The 17,618-nt window shown below is 77.5% G+C and carries 12 protein-coding genes and 1 pseudogene; all 13 read right to left on the reverse strand.

The genetic code is table 11. The features are described 5' to 3' along the window. Position 1 precedes the first annotated feature (1 nt). Complete coding sequence (gene cobA / locus GCE86_RS13580) at positions 2 to 1,678, reverse strand: uroporphyrinogen-III C-methyltransferase (protein ID WP_154227301.1); 1,677 nt, start codon at positions 1,676 to 1,678, stop codon at positions 2 to 4. Further along, positions 1,675 to 2,268, reverse strand: coding sequence for a precorrin-8X methylmutase (locus GCE86_RS13585; protein ID WP_154227302.1), 594 nt, complete (start codon positions 2,266 to 2,268; stop codon positions 1,675 to 1,677). The genes cobA and GCE86_RS13585 overlap by 4 nt, the downstream gene beginning before the upstream one ends. Beyond that, positions 2,265 to 3,344, reverse strand: a complete 1,080-nt coding sequence (locus tag GCE86_RS13590; protein ID WP_239542433.1) for a HoxN/HupN/NixA family nickel/cobalt transporter — start codon at positions 3,342 to 3,344, stop codon at positions 2,265 to 2,267. The genes GCE86_RS13585 and GCE86_RS13590 overlap by 4 nt, the downstream gene beginning before the upstream one ends. Next, positions 3,341 to 3,529, reverse strand: a complete 189-nt coding sequence (locus GCE86_RS13595; RefSeq protein WP_154227304.1) for a DUF362 domain-containing protein — start codon at positions 3,527 to 3,529, stop codon at positions 3,341 to 3,343. The genes GCE86_RS13590 and GCE86_RS13595 overlap by 4 nt, the downstream gene beginning before the upstream one ends. Beyond that, the gene (gene cobJ, locus GCE86_RS13600; RefSeq protein ID WP_154230486.1) at positions 3,517 to 5,268 is read right to left on the reverse strand and encodes a precorrin-3B C(17)-methyltransferase; all 1,752 of its coding nucleotides are present in this window, start codon (positions 5,266 to 5,268) and stop codon (positions 3,517 to 3,519) included. Before cobJ ends, GCE86_RS13595 begins: the two co-directional genes overlap by 13 nt. 56 nt (positions 5,269 to 5,324) lie before the next feature. Then, on the reverse strand, positions 5,325 to 6,632 hold the full coding sequence (cbiE, locus tag GCE86_RS13605) for a precorrin-6y C5,15-methyltransferase (decarboxylating) subunit CbiE (protein ID WP_420846456.1): 1,308 nt from the start codon (positions 6,630 to 6,632) through the stop codon (positions 5,325 to 5,327). Further along, complete coding sequence (locus GCE86_RS13610; protein ID WP_154227305.1) at positions 6,620 to 7,765, reverse strand: cobalt-precorrin-5B (C(1))-methyltransferase; 1,146 nt, start codon at positions 7,763 to 7,765, stop codon at positions 6,620 to 6,622. Before GCE86_RS13610 ends, cbiE begins: the two co-directional genes overlap by 13 nt. Beyond that, positions 7,762 to 8,592 carry a precorrin-4 C(11)-methyltransferase gene (cobM, locus tag GCE86_RS13615; protein WP_154227306.1) on the reverse strand — a complete coding sequence of 277 codons (831 nt, stop codon included), beginning with the start codon at positions 8,590 to 8,592 and terminating at the stop codon, positions 7,762 to 7,764. Before cobM ends, GCE86_RS13610 begins: the two co-directional genes overlap by 4 nt. After that, positions 8,589 to 9,338: a precorrin-2 C(20)-methyltransferase gene (cobI, locus tag GCE86_RS13620; protein ID WP_154227307.1), complete on the reverse strand. Its 750-nt coding sequence runs from the start codon at positions 9,336 to 9,338 to the stop codon at positions 8,589 to 8,591. The genes cobM and cobI overlap by 4 nt, the downstream gene beginning before the upstream one ends. Beyond that, positions 9,335 to 10,690, reverse strand: coding sequence for a cobyrinic acid a,c-diamide synthase CobB (locus GCE86_RS13625; protein ID WP_154227308.1), 1,356 nt, complete (start codon positions 10,688 to 10,690; stop codon positions 9,335 to 9,337). The genes cobI and GCE86_RS13625 overlap by 4 nt, the downstream gene beginning before the upstream one ends. Further along, complete coding sequence (cobO, locus tag GCE86_RS13630; RefSeq protein WP_154227309.1) at positions 10,684 to 11,295, reverse strand: cob(I)yrinic acid a,c-diamide adenosyltransferase; 612 nt, start codon at positions 11,293 to 11,295, stop codon at positions 10,684 to 10,686. The genes GCE86_RS13625 and cobO overlap by 7 nt, the downstream gene beginning before the upstream one ends. Before the next feature lie 40 nt (positions 11,296 to 11,335). After that, positions 11,336 to 13,839: pseudogene (locus tag GCE86_RS13635) on the reverse strand (VWA domain-containing protein). Then, positions 13,836 to 17,504 carry a cobaltochelatase subunit CobN gene (gene cobN / locus GCE86_RS13640; protein ID WP_154227310.1) on the reverse strand — a complete coding sequence of 1,223 codons (3,669 nt, stop codon included), beginning with the start codon at positions 17,502 to 17,504 and terminating at the stop codon, positions 13,836 to 13,838. Before cobN ends, GCE86_RS13635 begins: the two are co-directional and overlap by 4 nt. Between the last annotated feature and the right edge of the window lie 114 nt (positions 17,505 to 17,618).

Raw genomic sequence — 17,618 nt, forward strand, 5'->3', positions numbered from 1 at the left:
CTCACCCCTGAGCCGAGACGGCCGCAGGCGCCGGAGTGGTGTCGGCGGCGAGCGCCACCACGGGCCCGATCACGAAGACCGCCGGTGGCCGGACGTCGTCCCGCGTGGCGAGCGCGCCGACCTCGTCCAGCCGGCACCGGGCCGTCCACTGCCCCGGGTGGCCGGCGTCCCGGACCACCAGCACCGGCGTCGCCGCGGCCCGCCCGTGGGCGAGCAGCTCGGCGGCGATGCGCCCGACCGTGTCCACCGCCATGAGCAGCACGAGCGTGCCCCGGGCCCGGGCCAGCGCGGCCCAGTCCACGAGGGAGTCCGGATGCCCGGGCGGCAGGTGCCCGGAGACCACGGTGACCTCGTGGGCCACCCCGCGGTGGGTGACCGGCACCCCGGCCAGCCCGGGCGCGGCCACCGCGCTGCTCACCCCGGGCACCAGCACCGTCTCCACCCCGGCGGCCGCGCAGGCCAGCACCTCCTCGTGGCCGCGGCCGAAGACGTACGGGTCGCCGCCCTTGAGCCGGACCACCCGCCGCCCGGCACGGGCGTGCGCGACCAGGGTGTCGTTGATGGCGTCCTGGCTCATCGACGGGCCCCGGGGCACCTTGGCGGCGTCGACCACCAGCACGCCGGGGCGCAGCCGGCGCAGCAGCCCGGCCGGGGCGAGCCGGTCGGCCACCACCACGTCGGCGGCGTCGAGCAGCGCCCGGCCCCGTACCGTGATGAGGTCGTCCGGGCCGGGCCCGCCGCCCACCACGGCCACCTGGCCGGGGCGCAGCGCCGGCGCGTCGTGGTGGTGCTGGTGGTGGTGGTGGTGGCCGTGCCCGTCGGCGGGATCGTCGGGGTGGTGGTGCGGGGTCTGCGGCCGGCCCACCTTGTCGGCGAACCCGGGCAGCGCCACCCGGTACGCGCAGGTGTCGCAGTTCATCCGGATGTCCCCGCGCAGCGCCTCGGCGTGCCGCTCCAGGACCAGGTCGGCCAGGTCGTCGCAGTCGCCGATCACCTCGGCGACCCGCACGTCCAGGCCGGGGTGGTCGGCGGCGAACTCCCGGCTCTGCGCCAGGATCCGGTCCGGCAGGACCCCGGCGAAGAGGAAGTACGGCGCGACCACGATCCGCCGGGCGCCGAGCCGGCGCAGCCGCTCCAGCACGGACGGCACGGACGGCTCGGCGAGCGAGATGAAGCCCGGCTCCACGCCCGCGTAGCCGCGTCCCTCCCAGAGCAGCCGGGCCACCTTGGTCACCTCGGCGTTGGCGTCCGGGTCGGTGGAGCCGCGCCCGATGAGGGCCACCCAGGTACCGGCCCGGTCGGCGCCGTCGAGCGCCGCGTCGATCCGCTCCGCCAGCACCTCCTGGAGCCGCGGGTGCGGCCCGAGCGGCCGGCCGTACGCGTACCGCAGGCCGGGGTGGCGCTGCCGCTCCCGGGCGAGGGCGGCAGGGATGTCGCCCTTGCCGTGCCCGGCGGCGGCCAGCACCAGCGGCAGCGCCACGACGCTCCGGTGGCCCCGGCCGACCAGCGCGCCGACGGCGTCGGTGAGCGGCGGGCGGGACAGCTCGATGAAGCCGCCCTCGACGTCGGCGACCGCGCCCCGGCGGCGGATCCGCTCGACGAGCGCGCCGAACTGGGCGACACCGGCGGCGCTGCGGGTGCCGTGCCCGACGATCAGCAGGGGGGTCCGGTCCGTCACGAGTCCTCCAGGTAGAGCAGGGCGTTGAGGGCGGCGGCGGCCACCGCGGAGCCGCCCTTCTCGCCCACGTTCGACACGGCGGGCAGGCCACTGGCCCGCAGCGCCGCCTTGGACTCGGCCGCGCCCACGAAGCCGACCGGCAGGCCCACCACGAGTGCCGGGGCCGCGTCGAGCGCGATCAGCTCGACCAGCGCGGTGGGAGCGCAGCCGACCACCCAGACGGCGCCCGGGCCGACCCGGTCGGCGGCGATCCGCACCGCCGCCGCCGAGCGGGTGATGCCGGCGGCGCGGCCCAGGTCGGCGGCGGCCGGCTCGGCGACCGGGCAGACGATCTCCCGCCCGGCCCGGGTGATGCCGGCGGCGACCATCCACACGTCGGTGACGATCGGCGCGCCGGACGACAGGGCGGCCCGGCCGGCGGCCAGGCCGTCCTCGTCGCAGACCAGGCCGGTGACGTAGTCCAGGTCGGCGCTCGCGTGCACCACCCGCTCGGTGACCGCCCGGGTCAGCGGCGGCAGGTGGGACAGGTCGACCCGCTCGCGCAGGATCCGGTAGGACTCCGCCTCGATGGGGTGCACGGTCCGGCTCATGATCCGGCCTGCCCGTAACGGCTGTCGTGGCCGCGCAGCCGCCAGAGCAGCACGGCGCCGCCCCAGGCGAGCGCGAAGAGGACCACCACGGCGTAGCCGAGCTGTTCGAAGTGGTCGGCGATCGAGGCGTACCCGGCCAGGGCGGTGAGGCCCAGCTCGTCGGCGAGCAGCCCGGCCAGGTAGACGCTGGCGACCAGGCCACCGACCAGCACGGTCATGGTGGTGGTGGCCAGGTTGTACCAGAGCCGCCGGGCCGGCTGCCGGTACGCCCACGAGTAGGCGCGGCTCATCAGCAGGCTGTCGGCGGTGTCCATGGCGGACATCCCGGCGGCGAAGAGCAGCGGAAGGGTGAGCAGGGCCAGCACCGGCAGTCCACCGGCGGCGGCGGTGCTCGCCGAGAGCGCCAGCAGCGTCACCTCGCTGGCCGTCTCCAGGCCCAGCCCGAAGAGGAAGCCGACCGGGGCCATGTGCCAGGAGGAGCGGACCAGGGTGCGGGCCCGGGCCCCGAGGATCCGGTGCAGGAGGCCCCGGTTGAGCAGCAGGAGGTCCAGCTCGTTCTCGTCCAGCGCGCCGGCGCGAAGGCGCCGCCAGAGCCGGGCCAGCCCGGCCAGCACCACGGCGTTGAGGGCCGCCACGAGCAGCAGGAAACCGGTGGCGGTGACGACGGCGACGGTGGCGCCGACCTCGCGCACGCCGGCCATGCGGTCGCCGGTCAGCCGGGTGGAGGCGAGCCCGACCACCAGCGCCAGCAGCAGCACCACGGCGCTGTGCCCGAGGGCGAAGAAGAAGCCGACGCCGACCGGCCGCCGGCCGCGCAGCAGCATGAGCCGGGTGGTGTCGTCGATGGCCGCGATGTGGTCGGCGTCGAAGGCGTGCCGCACCCCCAGCACGTACGCGAGGGTGCCGGCGCCGGCCAGCCCGCCGGCCGCGGCCGGCTGGTTGTTCCAGTAGAGGTAGAGGGTCACCCCGGCGACGTGCAGCGCGGCGACCGCGCAGAGGATGCCGCCGAGGCGGGCCCGTTCGGCGCGACTCCAGCGGCCGACGGGCGGGGCGGCGGCGGTCGGGGTCGAGGTCATTGCTCTCCTCGGGGGTCGGGGTCGACGCGGATGGCGTCCACGGGGCAGATCTCCAGGCATTCGAGGCAGCCGGTGCAGCGGTCGGTGACCCGCAGGCCGGCGGGGGTGGGGCGGATGGCGTGGACCGGGCAGGTGAGCAGGCAGGCGCCGCAGCCCTGGCAGGCGCCGATGGTCACGACCGCCACCGGTACCCCCGGGGCGTGACCATCCGGCCGCCGACGACCCGCGTCTGCGAGCTGCCGACGACCACCACGCTGTACATGTCGACCTGGGCCGGGTCGAGGGTGGCCAGGGTCGCGAGGTGCACCCGTTCGCCGGGGCGGCTGGCGTTGCGCACCACGCCGACCGGGGTGTCCGGCGGGCGGTGCGCGGCGAAGGCGTCCAGCGCCGTGCCGAGCTGCCAGTCGCGGGTGCGGCTGCGCGGGTTGTAGAGCAGCGCCACCAGGTCGCCCTCGGCCGCGGCGGCGACCCGGCGCGCGATCACCTCCCACGGGGTGTGCAGGTCGGACAGGCTCAGGTAGACGTGGTCGTGGCCGAGCGGCGCGCCGAGCAGCGCCGACGCGGCGAGCCCGGCGGTCACCCCGGGCACGCCGACCACGTCGATCCGGTCGTCGGCGTGTTCCAGGGCGGGGCTGGCCATCGCGTACACCCCGGCGTCGCCGGAGCCCACCAGGGCGACGGCGTGGCCGGCGGTGGCCTCGGCGACGGCGGCCCGGGCCCGCGCCTCCTCCGCGCCGAGCCCGCTGGCCAGCACGCGGGTGCCGGGGCGCAGCAGGTCGCGGATCTGCTCGACGTACTGGTCCAGGCCGACCACCACGGCGGCCCGGCGCAGCTCGGCCACCGCGCGCGGGGTGCGCAGGTCGGCGGCGCCGGGACCGAGGCCGACCAGCGCGAGCCGGCCGCGCGGGGCGTGCCGGGCCACCGCCACGGTGGCCATGGCCGAGGCGGTCTTCGGCACGAGCAGCGTGCCCCCGGCGCGCAGCGCCGCGGCCTCCGCGACGCTCGGCGTGCCGACCGCGGCGCGGACCACCTCGCTGGGGTGCGGCACGTCGACCGCCGCCAGGTCCGCCGCGGGCCAGGTCTCCAGGGGTACGCGGTACGCGTCGGCGGTCGCGCGGATGCCCGCCTCGTCGGCCTTGAGGTCCACGCTGGCCAGGCAGCGCAGGCTGGCCGGGCTGAGGCCGGCGTCGGCGAGCACCCGGCGCAGCAGGCCCGTCACCTCGGCGGCCGGTACGCCCCGGCTGGAGCCGATGCCGGCGACGAGGGACGGCGGCCGGAGCACCACGGTCCGCCCGTCGAGCGGCACGACGCGGTCGGTGACCAGGATCCGCCAGCCCGCGGCGCTCTCACCCTGCTCGGGTGCGGCCGGGTCCGTCGATGGGGGTGCGATCTCGACGCGGACGTGCTCCGGCAGGGCGGGCAGCGGCCAGGTGGCGTCGGCGACCAGGCGGACCGGCTCGCCGTCGAGGATCGCCCGGGACACCGCGGCCACCGCACCCTCCACGGGCCAGCCGAGGGTGTCCAGCCCGGGCAGGCCGACCGCGTCGGTGGCGGTGGTGACCACCGGCCGGGCGCCGAGCAGCGCGCCGACCTCGGCGGCGAGGGCGTTGGCGCCGCCGGCGTGCCCGCCGAGCAGGGCCACGGCGTGCCGGGCCGCCTCGTCGACCACGACCACGGCCGGGTCGGTGTGCTTGTCGCCGAGCAGCGGGGCCAGGATGCGGACGACCGCACCGGTGGCCAGGAAGGCGACCACGGCGTCGCAGTCGCGCCAGGCCGCTCGCAGCGCGCCGGCGACGCTCTCCGCCTCCACGAGCCGGGCGTGCGGCCAGGCCGCCGCGAGGATGCGCGCGTGCCGCCGCCCGGCGGCGGTCGCCGCCACGAGTCCGACACGGAACGGCCCCTTCCTGCCGCCTGCGCCGGCGATGGGGTCCCCGGTCGACGGGTCCGAGGGTGCGGTCACGGCTTCCTCCGGGTGGACGGTCACGGGAGCTCCCCGGTGAGCAGCACGACCGGGTTGGTGGCGGCCAGGCGCAGGGAGCCGCCGGGCAGGTCGGCGAGGCGGGCGGCGGCGAGCTGGCAGCCGTCGACCGCGTAGCCGGCGGCGCGCAGCAGGTGCACGGCCGGCGCGACACGGTCGAGGGCGGCCAGGGTGGCGACGATCCGGGGCGGGCGGCGGTCGGCCACGGCGGCGAGCACGTCCGTGCCGCCCCCGCCGACGAAGACCGCGTCGGGGTCGGGCAGCCCGGCCAGGGCCTCCGGGGCCGTCCCGGTCACCACCCGGACGTCGACGCCGTGCCGGGCGGCGTTGGCCCGGATCGGCGCGTCCGGGTCGCGTTCGACGGCGAGCACCGCCGCGCCGAGCAGCGCGCACTCGATGCCGACCGAGCCGCTGCCGGCGCCGACGTCCCAGACCAGCCGGCCCAGCCGGGGCCGCAACCGGGCCACCGCAAGAGCCCGCACCTCGGCCTTGGTGATCATCGAGTCCCGGTGGACGTACGCGGACTCGGGCAAAGCCCAGCCCCCGACAGGCGCGGCAGCAGGCTGGTCATCAACACGCATCCCGCCGGCGCCCCCCGCGATGGTGCAGTTGGTGCCCGGGTGAAACGCTCGAACCCGACGTGAGCCGGGCCGTAAGTGCAAGATCGACGGGTCCGGGTCCTCGGGTGGGGTGGTCTCCGGGGCGAGGCTCAGCAGCACGTGCGGGTCGGACCAGGTTCGTGCCGCGGCCTCGGCCGGGGTGGTCCAGGTGACGCGTTCGTCGGGGGTGCCGAGGTGCTCGGCGACGACCAGGCGGCGGTCCCAGCCGGCCAGGCCGGCGCCCAGCTCGGCCGCGCCCGCGCCGGGGGCGGTGAGCACGGCGACGGTGGGCAGCGCCCGGCAGGCGTTGAGCGCGGGGGCCAGGTCCCGGCCGTGCGCGGTGACCACTGCCGCGCCGTCCCAGGGCAGCCCGGCGCGGGCGAACGCGGCGGCGACGCTGGAGACGGCGGGGAGCACCCGCACCGGCAGGCCCGCCGCGCGGAGCCGGCGGACGATGCCGAAGAGCCCGGGGTCGCCGCTGGCCAGGACCACCGCGGGCGTTCCGGCGGCGACGGCGGCGGCGAGCCGGTCCAGCGCCGGTGCGAGCGGGCCGAGCACGACGGTGGCGCAGTCGGCCGGCACCGGAACGGCGGCCAGGTGCCGAGCGGCGCCCACGACCAGGCCCGCGCCGGCCAGCGCCCCGGCGAGCGCGGGGTGGGCGGGCCGGCCGGCGGCGTCGGTGCCCACCACGAGCACGCTCACGCGGCCCACCGCCCGGAGGAGGCGACCACCAGGGCGCCCGCGAAGTCCACCATGGCCACGTCGACGCGGACGGCGTGCCCGGCGAAGCGGAGCAGCACCTGCCGGACCCGCCGGCAGAGCAGGTCCCCGGCGGGGCCGAGCAGCCCGGCGGCCGCCCACAGCTCGTACGCGTGCCGGCCCGTGTTGGCGGCGGTGACGGCGGCGACCAGGTCCGGGTCGCCGCCGGCCTCGGCGGTGACCGCGCCGAGCAGCGACAGGTCCACCTTGGAGCGGGTGTAGTGGGTCATCAGGATGCCGGCGGCGAGCTTCGCCAGCTTGCCGGCCATGCCGACGAAGACGACGCCGGTCATCCCGTCGCCGACGGCGGCGGTGACCGCCGCGCCGGTGAAGTCGCCGACCTCGACGAAGCACACCTCGGGCAGCTCCGGCAGGAGCGCCCGGGCCGCCCGCTCGGTACGCCCGCCGGTGCACAGCACCACGGTCCGCTCCCCCTGTGCGGCCATCACGTGCACGGCCTGCACCACGCTGGCCCGCCAGGAGGCGGTGGAGAAGGGCCGGACGATCCCGGTGGTGCCGAGGATGGAGATGCCGCCGAGGATGCCGAGCCGGCGGTTGGTGGTCTTGCGGGCCATGATCTCGCCACGCGGGACGCTGATGACCACGCGGACGCCGGTCTCGCCGAGGTCGACCACCTCGGCGACGGCCTGGCCGATCATGCGGCGTGGGGTCTCGTTGATGGCCGGGCCGCCCACCGCCAGGCCGAGCCCGGGCCGGGTGACCGTGCCGACGCCCGGCCCGCCGTCGAGGCGCAGCCCCGGCTCGTCCCGCCAGGTGACGGTGGCGGTCAGCTCGGCGCCGTGCGTGACGTCCGGGTCGTCACCGGCGTCCTTGACCACCACGGCCTCGGCCCGCCGCGCCGGTTCCAGGTCGCAGCGGGCCACCGCGAAGCTGACCCGCCGGCCGGCGGGCAGGCCGATCTCGACCTCGCGCTGCGGCTCGCCGGTGACCAGCGCGGTCAGCGCCGCCTTGGTGGCCGCGGTGGCGCACGCGCCGGTGGTCCAGCCGGTGCGCAGCGCCGTGGGCCGGACCTTCGCCGTACGCGGGAGGTCCGGCTCGCGCAGCGGCGGCTCGGCGTACGTCACCGGTCGTCCCCGGCGTCGTCGCGGGCACGGGTGCGGCGCAGCGCGGCGCGGGCACCGGGCTCGGCCCGGCGGTAGGTGTGGAAGTGCCCGGGGTGGTACAGGTGCGAGCGGGTGCCGCTGGCGGCGAGCGCCGGCCCGACCAGGAAGAGCGTGTGCTTCCACAGCCGGTGCGCCTTGACGGTGGCCTCCAGCTCACCGAGCGGGCACTGGACCACCAGCTCGTCGGGCCAGGTCGCCTGGTACGCGACCACCACCGGCGTCTCCGGCGGGTAGCCACCGGCCAGCAGCTCCGCCTGCGCCTGCCCGGAGCGGGCGGCGGAGAGGAACAGCGCCATGGTGGTGCCGTGCCGGGCGAACTCGCGGACCCGCTCGCCCGGCGGCATCGGCGTCTTGCCGCCCTCCAGACGGGTGAGGATCACCGACTGGGCCACCTCGGGGATGGTCAGCTCCCGGCCGACCAGCGCGGCGACCGCGGTGAACGAGGACACCCCGGGCACCACCTCCACGGCCAGGCCGAGGTCGCGGCACAGGTCGAGCTGCTCCTGCACGGCGCCCCAGAGGGCCGGGTCGCCGGAGTGGATGCGCGCGACGACCAGCCCGCCGGCGGCGGCCCGTTCGTAGAGCGGCCGGACGCCCTCGATGGGCAGCTGGGAGGAGTCGACGATCTCGGCGTCCGGGCGGGCGTGGGCGAGCACGTCGGCGTGCACGAGGCTGGCCGCCCAGATCACCACGTCGGCCTCGGCGATGACCCGGGCGGCGCGCAGGGTGAGCAGGTCGGCGGCGCCGGGGCCGGCCCCGACGAACCAGACCTTGCCGGTAGTGGTCACAGTTTTCCTCCCCGCCGGTCCCGGCGGGCCGGGACCAGCAGCGTCGACAGGTACGGCAGGTCGGCGGCGGCGCCGTCCACCGGCCCGATCCGCTCGCCGGGCAGGCCGAGCGACCGGCCCAGCACGGCGTCGGCCAGCCGGCCCTGCCGGCGCAGCTCGCCGACCAGGTCGGGATGGCGGCGCCAGCCCTTGTAGACGACGACGGTGCCGGGGCCGGCGAGCGCGTCGGCGACCGGCGTGAGGCCGGCCGTGGCGGGCAGCAGGGTGAGCGGTTCGCGGCCCTCGCACAGCGGCACGCCGGCCCGGGCGGCCAGGTCCTGCATGGCCGTGATGCCGGGCACGGTCCGCACCGCGATCCCGGGCCGCCGGTCCCGCACCCCGTCGGCGAGGTAGCCGAAGGTCGAGTAGACGTTGGGGTCCCCGATGGTGGCGAAGGCGACCGACCGGGCCCCGGCGTCGACGGCGGCCACCACGGCCGCCGCGGCCGCATCCCAGGCCCGCTCCCGGCGGGCGGTCACCCCGCCCCGGTCGTCGAGGGCGAACGGCAGCCGGCGCAGCCGGTCCGCGGGCACGTGCGCCCGCACGGTCGTCTCGGCCCGGCCGGGGGGCGCGTCCGGGTCCGCGGCGTGCCGGTCCAGCACGGGTACGAACACCAGGTCGGCCTCGCCCAGCAGCCGTACGGCCTTGAGCGTCAGCAGTTCGGGATCGCCGGGTCCCACCCCGATGCCGGTCAGCACGGCGTTCACCGGCTCGCCGCCTCGACCAGCCGGCGCGCCGCGGCCGGGTGCCCGGCCCAGTGGGTGTGCAGGTAGGACGCGTGCACCCGGCCGGTCACGAAGCCGTGCGGGGCGCCGTCCCAGTGCCAGGCGGGACGGTCGCCGTGCCCGGGGTCGGTGACCGTGCGGTGGAACTCGTGTCCGCGTACCGGGTCGCCGGCGCGGTGGACCGGGGAGTCGGCGGCGGCCACGGCGTCGCGGTAGCCGAGGGTGAGCCGGCCGGTCATCCGGGCGGTGTGGTCGAGCCGCCCGCACATCGGCACCCCGTCGAGGGCGCGCCCGAGGTAGAGCAGCCCGGCGCACTCGGCGACCACCGGCCCGTCGAAGCCGGCCAGCTCGGCGCGGAGCGCGGTGTTGCCGGCCAGGGCGTCGGCGTACAGCTCGGGGAAGCCGCCGCCGATCACCACGGCCCGGGTGCCGGGCGGCAGGGCGTCGTCGCGCAGCGGGTCGAGGGTCACCACCCGCGCGCCGGCCGCCGTGAGCAGTTCGGCGGTCTCCGCGTACGAGAAGGTGAACGCCGCCCCGCCGGCGACCGCGACGACCGGGCGGGCGGTGCCCGCGGGACCGCCGACGGCGGCGGCGGGATCCCAGGCGGGCGCGGTCAGCGGCGGCGCGGTGCGGGCCAGCGCCAGCACGGCGTCCAGGTCCACGGTGGACTCGACCAGGTCGGCGAGCGCGGCCACCACGGCGACCGACTCGGGCGCGCGTTCGGCGACCGGCACCAGACCGAGGTGGCGGGACGGCGCGGAGACCTCGGCGGCCCGCGTCACCGCGCCGAGCACCGGCACGCCCACCTCGGCGAGCGCGTCGCGGAGCAGCGTCTCGTGCCGGGGCGAGCCGACCCGGTTGAGGATGACCCCGCCGACGCGCACCGCCGGGTCGAAGGCGCGCATGCCGAACACCAGCGCGGCGGCGGAGCGGCCCTGCGCCGTCGTGTCGAGGACCAGCAGGACCGGCGCCTCGACGAGCCGGGCGACGTGCGCCGTGGAGGCGTACCCGCCGTGGCCGACGGCGCCGTCGTGCAGCCCCATCACCCCCTCGACCACGGCCACGTCGGCCGGGCTGGGCACGCTCGCGCCGTGGCGCAGCAGCGGGGCGATCCGGTCCGGGCCGACCAGCCAGGGGTCGAGGTTGCGGCCGGGCCGGCCGGCCGCGAGCGCGTGGTAGCCGGGGTCGATGTAGTCGGGGCCCACCTTGTGCGGGCTGACCGTCAGGCCACGGCGGCGCAGCGCGGCGAGCAGCCCGGTGGCCACGGTCGTCTTGCCGTGCCCGCTGGCCGGGGCCGCGACGACGAGCCGGGGCAGCGCCCAGGGCGTCACCATTCGATGCCCTTCTGGCCCTTCTGACCGGCGTCCATCGGGTGCTTGACCTTGGTCAGCTCGGCGACCAGGTCGGCCGCCTCGACCAGCCGCGGGTCGGCGTCCCGGCCGGTGATCACCACGTGCTGGAAGCCGGGCCGGTCGCGCAGCGTGGCGACCACCTCGTCGACGTCGACCCAACCCCACTTCATGGGGTACGTGAACTCGTCGAGCACGTAGAGCCCGTACCGCTCGGCGGCCAGGTCGCGCCGGATCTGCCGCCAGCCCTCCCGCGCGTCCTCGGCGTGGTCGGCCTCCCCGCCGCGCTGGATCCAGGACCAGCCCTCACCCATCTTGTGCCAGGTGACCGGGGCGCCCTGCCCGGTGCGTTCGTGCACCTCGCCGAGGGCCCGGAAGGCGTTCTCCTCCCCCACCCGCCACTTGGCGCTCTTGACGAACTGGAAGACACCGACGGGCAGCCCGGCGGTCCAGGCGCGCAGCGCCAGCCCGAACGCGGCCGTCGACTTCCCCTTCATCTGTCCGGTGTGCACGATCAGCAACGGGCGATGCCGCCGCTGCCGGGTGGTCAGCCCGTCGGAGGGCACGTGGCTCGGCTTCCCCTGTGGCATCAGGCAACGCTCCTCGTCGGTCCGGCATCGACATCCGCGATCATGGAGTTGTGGCTCCGTTCTTCGACGCTTTCGTCCCTTGTGTCCCGGCCACAACTCCATGATCGCCGGGAGCGGTGGGGCCTGTCGTGAGGTTGGCGAGGGGGTGGTGGGGGGCGTTCAGGTGGGCTGCCAGGCGGCTCGCCAGGTGCAGGCGGATCGGGCCGGACTCGCAGTCCACGACCACGCAGGGGGCGCCCGTGGCGGCGAGGACGGCTGCCGCGCGGGCGGCCCGGTCCAGGGGGCGGGGGCCCGCCGTGGCCCGGCCGTCGGTGACCACCAGCACGAGGGGGCGGCGCTTCGGGTCGCGCAGCCGCTCCACCCGCAGCAGGTCGGCCGCCGCGAGCAGCCCCTCCGCCAGCGGGGTACGCCCGCCGGTGGGCAGCTCGGCCAGCCGGGTCGAGGCGGCCAGCACGGACGACGTAGCCGGGAGGAGAGTCTGTGCGCCGGTGCCCCGGAAGGCGACCACGGCCACCTTGTCCCGCCGCTGGTACGCGTCGGTGAGCAGCGCCAGCACCGCCCCCTTCACGGTGGACATCCGCTCCCGGGCGCCCATCGACCCGCTGGCGTCCACCACGAACAAAACGAGGTTGCCCTCGCGTCCCTCCCGGACCGCCTCGCGCACGTCGGACGGGCGCAGCCGCAGCGGCCCGCCACGCCGGCCCCGCGCGGCCTGGTACGGGGCGGCCGCCCGCACGGTCGCCGGCAGGTGCAGCGCCTCGGCGCGGCCGGCGGGCACCCGGGCGCCGGTGGTGCGGCCGCGCCCGGTGCGGGCCCGGGAGCGCCGGCCGGGCACGCCCTCGCCGACGCCGGGCGCGGTGAGCAGCCGGGCCCGCAGCCCCCGGTCCGGCGCGGCAACGCTCCCGCCCTCGGCGTGATCCGGGTCCCCTGGCCGCCTACCAGCGCCGGGCCGGCGGGTGTGCGCCCGGCCTCCACCCCCGGCCATCGCGCCCCTGGCGGGCCCACCGGCGTCAGGGCCGTCCCCGTCCTGGCCGATGCTCCGGTCGTCGCCGGGCTGTCCGAACCGGTCCCACTCGACGTCGCCGCGGTCGCCGGGCAAGCCGTCACCGGGCAAGCCGTCGCCGGGCCGGTCCTTGCTGGACCGGTGGCCGCCTCTTCCGTCCCCGATCCGCCCGCTGGCCGGCCAGCGGCCGTCCCGGCCGGTCCCGCTCCCGTCGTCCGGCGACCCGCGACGGCTGGCGTCGTCGGACGTCCCGGACACGTCCCGCCCGTCGTCGCCGCCCTTCCCGCGGGCCGACAGACCGGGACCGCCGGAGCCCACCCCGTCACCACCCGAGCCCTCGGGACCGTCGGCCGCCCCGGGACGGCCGCCGGGACCACCGTCCGGACCACCGTCCGGCCCGGGCCCGCCGCCGGATCCACGGCCGGGGTCGCCGTCGGGGCCGTCGTCGTCGGGGTCGTCGTCGGGGTGCTGCTCGCGGGCGCGGCGCAGCGCCTCGTCCAGGCGCTGCTCGTCCAGCCCGGGGGTGTCGAACGGGTCCCGGCGGCGCCGGTGCGGCAGGGCCAGCCGGGCGGCGACCCGCACGTCGTCGGCGGTCACCCGGTCCCGGCCCTGCCAGGCGGCGTGCGCCACGGCGGTCCGGGCCGTGACGATGTCGGCGCGCATGCCGTCCACGTCGAACGCCGCGCAGACCTCCGCGATCTGCCGCAGGGCCGCGTCGGGCAGCGCCACCCCGGCCAGCCGGTGCCGGGCGGCGGCCACCCGGCGGGCCACCTCGGCGTCGGCCGCGGCCCAGCCGGCGGCGAAGCCGGCCGGGTCGGCGTCGGCGGCCAGCCGGCGGCGGACCACCTCGGCGCGTACGGCGGGGTCGCGGCTGGCGGCCACCTCGACGGTGAGCCCGAACCGGTCGAGCAGCTGCGGGCGCAGCTCCCCCTCCTCCGGGTTCATGGTGCCGACCAGCAGGAACCGGGCGGCGTGGCTGACCGAGACGCCCTCCCGCTCGACGTGGCAGCGGCCCATGGCGGCGGCGTCCAGGAGCAGGTCGACCAGGTGGTCGTGGAGCAGGTTGACCTCGTCGACGTAGAGCACGCCGCGGTGGGCGGCGGCGAGCAGGCCGGGCTCGTAGGCGCGTACCCCCTCGGCGAGGGCCTTCTCCAGGTCGAGCGAGCCGACCACCCGGTCCTCGGCGGCGCCCACCGGCAGTTCGACCAGGCGGGCCGGGCGGCGCTCGGCCGCCGACCCGGCCGGGTGCGGGCCGTCCGGGCAGCCCGGGTCGGGGGCGGCCGGATCGCAGGCGAAGCGGCAGGCGGCGACCCGGTCGACCGGGGGCAGCAGGGTCGCGAGGGCGCGCACGGCGGTGGACTTGGCGGTGCCCTTCTCGCCGCGGACCAGCACCCCGCCGATGGCCGGGCTGACCGCGTTGAGCAGCAGGGCGAGGCGCATCTCGTCCATCCCGAGCACCGCGCTGAACGGGTACGACGTCACTGTGCCTCCTTCGCTCGCGACTGCGGGGCTCGCAAACCCGGCTCACTCCTCGCGCTCACTGCCGGTCCTCCAGGTCGCCCTCGCTGGCCAGGTACGTCTCGTGCAGCCGGTCGAGGGTGACCGGCTCGGGCGCGGCCCACAGTCCGCGGTCGGCGGCCTCCAGCAGCCGTTCGGCGATGCCGCGCAGCGCCCACGGGTTGGACCGCTCCAGGAACTCCCGGGTCCCCGGGTCGAAGAGGTACGCCTCGGCGAGCCGCTCGTACATCCAGTCGTCGACGACACCGGCGGTGGCGTCGTAGCCGAACAGGTAGTCCACGGTGGCGGCCAGCTCGAAGGCGCCCTTGTAGCCGTGCCGGCGCATGGCGGCGATCCAGCGCGGGTTGACGACCCGGGCCCGGAACACCCGGCGGGTCTCCTCGCCCAGCGTGCGGGTGCGCACGTCGTGCGGCATGGCCGAGTCGCCCACGTACGCGGCCGGGGCGTCGCCGGTGAGGTGGCGGACCATGGCCACCATTCCGCCGTGGTACTGGAAGTAGTCGTCGGAGTCGACGATGTCGTGCTCGCGGGTGTCCTGGTTCTTCACGGCGACGGCGATCCGGGCGAAGGAGCGTTCCATGTCGGCCCGCGCCTCCCGCCCGTCCAGCCCCGGCCCGTAGGCGTAGCCGCCCCAGACCGCGTACACCTCGGCCAGGTCGGCGTCGGTGCGCCAGTTCCGGGCGTCGATGAGCGGCAGCAGCCCGGCCCCGTACGCCCCGGGCTTGGACCCGAAGATGCGGGCGGTGGCCCGTCGCCGGTCCCCGTGTTCGGCGACGTCCGCGTCGACGTGCGCCCGCACGTGGTTCTCGGCGGCCGGCTCGTCGAGCGCGGCGACCTGCCGGACGGCGTCGTCGATGAGGGCCACGACGTGCGGGAAGGCGTCCCGGAAGAAGCCGGAGATGCGCACCGTGACGTCGATCCGGGGGCGGCCCAGCTCGGCGAGGGGCACCACCTCGACGCCGGTGACGCGGCGGGACCGGTCGTCCCACACCGGACGGACGCCGAGCAGCGCGAGGACCTCCGCGATGTCGTCGCCCTGGGTGCGCATGGCGCTGGTGCCCCAGACCGTGAGCCCGACCGACCGCGGGTACGCGCCGGTGTCGGCGAGGTGCCGGGCCAGCAGCGAGTCGGCGAGGGCGACCCCCACGTCCCAGGCGTTGCGGCTGGGGATGGCCTTCGGGTCGACGGAGTAGAAGTTGCGCCCGGTGGGGAGGACGTTGACCAGCCCGCGGGTGGGCGAGCCGGACGGGCCGGGCGGGACGAACCGGCCGTCGAGCGCGCCGAGCACCCGGTCGATCTCGTCGGTGGTCCGGTCCAGCCGGGGCACCACCTCCTGAGCGGCGAAGCGGAGCACCTCGGCGGCGTCGGGCACCGGAGCGCCGACCACCTCCTCGACCACCGCGCCGGCCCTGGTCGCGTCCCAGCCGAGGGTCTCCATGCCGAGGACGAGCCGGCGGGCCAGGGCCTCGATGAGGTCGACGGCGTCGGCGGCGGTGGCGGCCGGCCCGTCGACGGCGTCGGTGAGCGCCGCCGGCATGGCGATCCGCGCGCCAGGGGTGGCGAGCAGCGCCGCCTCGTCGAGGCCGGCGTGTGCGGCGAGGGCCTGGCGCAGCCCGGGCAGGACGCGGGCGCCGCCCCAGACCTGCGGGGCGCGCAGCACCGCGAGGACCAGGTTGACCCGCGCCTCCCCGGCGGGCGCCTCGGCCAGGACGTGCAGGCCGTCGCGGATCTGCACGTCCTTGACCTCGCAGAGGTAGCCGTCGAGGTGCAGCACGAAGTCGTCGAAGTCGTCCGCGCCGGGCATCTCGGCCTGGTGCAGGTCGTGGTGCAGTTCGGCGGCGCGCACGAGGTCCCAGATCTGCCGCTGCACGGTGGGCGCCTTGGCCGGGTCGAGGGCCTGCACGGTGGCGTACTCGTCGAGGAGCTGTTCGAGCTTCGCCAGGTCGCCGTAGGTCTCGGCGCGGGCCATGGGCGGCACCAGGTGGTCGACCACCACGGCGTGGGCGCGGCGCTTGGCCTGGGTGCCCTCGCCGGGGTCGTTGACGATGAACGGGTAGACCAGCGGCAGGTCGCCGAGGACCGCGTCGGGGGCGCAGTCGGCGGCCAGCCCGAGGCCCTTGCCGGGCAGCCATTCCAGGGTGCCGTGCTTGCCGAGGTGGACCACGGCGTCCGCGCCGAAGCCGCCGTCGGCGACCGGCGCGGCCAGCCAGCGGTACGCGGCCAGGTAGTGGTGGCTGGGCGGCAGGTCCGGGTCGTGGTAGATGGCCACGGGGTTCTCGCCGAAGCCGCGCGGCGGCTGGATGAGCAGCGCCACGTTGCCGAAGCGCAGCCCGGCGAGGACGAGGTCGCCGCCGTCGGTGTAGAGGCGGCCGGGCGGCTCGCCCCAGTGCTCCCGCATCCGCTCGCGCAGCGCGGCGGGCACCGCCTCGAACCAGCGCCGGTAGGTCTCCCCCGGCACCCGCGCCTCGGCGGCGGCGAGCTGTTCCGGGGTGAGCCACTCGACGTCGTGCCCGCCCGCGGCGATCAGCGCGTGGATCAGGGCGTCCCCGTCGTCCGGGACCGGCCCGTCGCCCAGGTGGTAGCCGGCCTCGGCCAGGGCGGCGAGCAGCCGGACCGCCGAGGCCGGCGTGTCCAGGCCGACCGCGTTGCCGACCCGGGAGTGCTTCGTGGGGTACGAGCTGAGCACGACGGCCAGGCGCTTGCCGGCGTTCGGCACGTGCCGCAGCCGCGCCTGCCGGACGGCGATCCCGGCGACCCGGGCGGCCCGCTCCGGGTCGGGTTCGTAGACCGAGAGGCCGTCGGCGTCGATCCGCTTGAACGAGAACGGCACCGTCACGATCCGGCCGTCGAACTCGGGAATGGCCACCTGCATGGCGGCGTCCAACGGGGACAGTCCGGCGTCGCCGGCCGCCCACCGGTCACGCTCGCTGGTGAGGCAGAGGGCCTGCACGATCGGCACGTCCAGGGCGGCGAGCGCGCCGACGTCCCAGGCGTCCTCGTCGCCCCCGCCGGAGGCGTCCGCGGCGACCGTCCCGCCGGCGGCGAGCACCGTCACCACGAGGGCGTCGCACCGCGCGAACAGCTCCAGCGGACCCGCGCCCGGTGCGAGGCCGCGCAGCGAGCCGCAGAACACCGCCAACGGCTGGCCGCCGGCCGCCGTCACGGCGTCGGCCAGGGTCTCGACGAAGGCGGTGTTCCCGGCCAGGGCGTGCGCCCGGTAGAAGACGATGCCGACCACGGGCCGGCCGTCGGGCGCCGGGTCGGGGCCGAGGATCCCGTGGGGCGGGGTGGGCGCGGGCGGGTTGAAACCCTCACCGGTGAGCAGCACCGTGTCGGAGAGGAACCGGGCCAGCTCGGCCAGGTTGCCGGGGCCGCCCTCGACCAGGTAGGCGAGGGCCTCGGCGGCCACCCCGGCGGCCACCGTGGACGCCGCCATGAGCTCCGCGTCGGGCACCGCCTCGCCGCCGAGCACGACCGTGGGCACGCCGGAGCCGAGCACCGCGGCGAGGCCGTCCGGCCACGCCTGCCGGCCGCCGAGCAGGCGTACGACGGCCAGGTCGACGCCGTCGAGCAGCGCGGGCACGGCGTCGGCGGCGACCCGGGCGGGGTTGGCGAGCCGGTAGCCGGCGCCGCTGGCGCGGGCGGCGAGCAGGTCGGTGTCGGCGGTGGAGAGCAGCAGGATGCGCACGGACGGCTCCGGAGCGTGACGCCCGGCGGCGCGGCGAGGGCCGGCGGCGGGCGGGGGTGGGCGCGGGTTCGGCGGGTACGCGGGTCCGGCGGACGGTTCACCGACGGCGGGTCG

Origin of the sequence: Micromonospora terminaliae (genome assembly GCF_009671205.1) — a bacterium.
Taxonomy (GTDB): domain Bacteria; phylum Actinomycetota; class Actinomycetes; order Mycobacteriales; family Micromonosporaceae; genus Micromonospora; species Micromonospora terminaliae.